At 38.1% G+C, this 2179-nt stretch carries 2 protein-coding genes; both read left to right on the forward strand.

From position 1 onward, the window contains the following. Positions 1 to 564 precede the first annotated feature (564 nt). Positions 565 to 1350: a 4-hydroxy-tetrahydrodipicolinate reductase gene (gene dapB / locus OZD62_RS00285; protein WP_010962542.1), complete on the forward strand. Its 786-nt coding sequence runs from the start codon at positions 565 to 567 to the stop codon at positions 1348 to 1350. Further along, entirely contained in the window at positions 1347 to 2105 is a 759-nt protein-coding gene (pstB, locus tag OZD62_RS00290; RefSeq protein WP_006280935.1) for a phosphate ABC transporter ATP-binding protein PstB, read from the forward strand. Before dapB ends, pstB begins: the two co-directional genes overlap by 4 nt. The last annotated feature ends 74 nt before the right edge of the window (positions 2106 to 2179 follow it).

A 2179-nucleotide genomic window follows, 5' to 3' on the forward strand; every position in this document is an offset into this window, starting at 1 on the left:
GCCCTATTCTTGTCATCCCAGTGCCCTATTCTTGTCATCCCAGTGCCCTATTCTTGTCATCCCAGTGCCCAGACACTGGGATCTCATTTTACTTTATAATGATGTCATGAAAGTAGCTGACACTGGGATCCAGAGAACTTAATTTCAACCAAATAATAAAGGCTAGATCCCAGTGTCACGCACTGGGATGACAAAAAAAGGAGCACTGGAATGACAGTAGTCCTACGTCATACCGCGATTCATTCGCGGTATCTTTTAGCATAGATCCCGCTAACAAGTAGCGGGATGACGGTTGTCAGGGTGTCATCCCAGTGCCCAGACACTGGGATCCAGAAAAGTTTGCTTGTAAGCAAGCAAACTAGCATAGAAAAACGTTTTCGATGAGATTGCAGAAAGGCTAGATTCCAGACTGGAATGACATCGTTCACTATGTACCATATTGCAATAGTTGTGGTCAAGGCACTGGGATCTGAAATTGCAGTGTTCGTACAGCTATAGAATATAGATCAGAAGTGACAGAGCTTAAAAAAAGGCCTAACATTCTTAATAAACGTAAAAAGCTTTATGAAAATCAGAGTTGGAGTAATAGGCTGCTTAGGCAGAATGGGCAAAAAAATACTCAATGAATTAATTACAAATACCAAAGTGGAAATAGCAGGTGCTGTTGCCCGTTCAGGTAGTAAGTACATAGATTCAGATATTGGACCAATTATAGCCAATCTAGGAATTAAAGTTACAAGTTCTATTAGTGGCATATTTGAGTCATCTGACGTTGTAATAGATTTTACAACTAAAGAATGTATGTTAGACTGCCTTAAAGCAGCTGTAAAATTTAAAACACCGCTGGTTAGTGGCACAACTGGAATAGAAGGTGTCGATTTGAAAGAATATGCTGCTGAAGTTCCAATATTATGGTCAGCAAATATGAGTGTTGGGGTTAATGTGTTGCTGAAATTGGTAAAAAAAGCTGCTGAGCTTTTAGGTAATGAATATGACGTTGAGATTTGGGAAATGCATCATAACTTAAAAAAGGATTCACCATCTGGAACAGCTATAGAACTTGGCAAAACAATTGCTAACGCTTCAAAAGTGGATTTTCAGTCCAATCAATATTTACATAGTGGTTCAAACATAAGGAAAAAGGGGGGAATAGGTTTTGCAGTATCTCGTGGAGGTGGAGTAATAGGAGATCACAGCGTGATGTTTGTTAATTCTGATGAACGGATAGAACTAAACCACAAAGCAATTGATCGCACAACATTTGCTAGAGGAGCTGTTCAAGCAGCAGTATGGCTATACGAAAATAAAAGAGAAATTCCGGGGCTCTATTCAATGCAGGATGTGATATGAGCAATACACGTGCCTCTGTTAAAGATTTAAATCTCTGGTACGGCTCTAAGCAAGTTTTATTCGATATAAATTTGAATATTTATAAAAGAAAAGTTACTACTTTTATCGGACCATCCGGGTGCGGTAAATCAACATTTTTGCGTTGTTTTAATCGTATGAATGACTATGTACCAGGTTGCAAAACTGTTGGTGAATTAGATATCGATGGGCTGGGTGATATATATTCACGCGATATGGATGTTGTACTACTTAGAGCAAAAGTTGGTATGGTATTTCAAAAGCCAAATCCTTTTCCAAAATCAATATATGATAATGTTGCTTGTGGGCCAAAATTGCATGGTATGGCGAAGGATAAGCAAAAATTGAATGAGATGGTGGAAAATAGTTTAACCAAGGTTGGTTTATGGGAAGAATTGAAGGACAGATTGCAAGATAGCGCACTCAATTTATCCGGTGGCCAACAACAGAGGCTATGCATCGCTCGCGCAATTGCAGTGAAGCCAACTATTTTATTAATGGATGAACCGTGCTCTGCTCTTGATCCAATGGCAACCAATGCAATCGAAAATCTTATACAAGAGCTAAAATTAAGATTTACTATAATTATGGTGACTCATTCAATGAAGCAAGCTAAAAAGTTATCTGATAGTGTAATTTTCTTTCATAATGGCAGAATTGTTGAGTCTGGAAGCACTCAAGAAATATTCGAAAATGCTCAATCTCCCTTAACAAAGGAGTATATCCTGGATCATTAAATTTCTGACCTTACCCAGAAAAAGTGGAGAGAAAGAAAAGAGTTTTTTTGGGTAAAATAAAATTTTGGAGGATT

This window comes from Wolbachia endosymbiont of Drosophila seguyi (assembly GCF_028981765.1).
Lineage (GTDB): Bacteria > Pseudomonadota > Alphaproteobacteria > Rickettsiales > Anaplasmataceae > Wolbachia > Wolbachia pipientis.

Excerpts from the sequence above, each read along its gene's own strand:
- dapB (WP_010962542.1), top strand. The coding sequence starts at position 565 with ATGAAAATCAGAGTTGGAGTAATAGGCTGCTTAGGCAGAATGGGCAAA.
- pstB (WP_006280935.1), top strand. The coding sequence starts at position 1,347 with ATGAGCAATACACGTGCCTCTGTTAAAGATTTAAATCTCTGGTACGGC.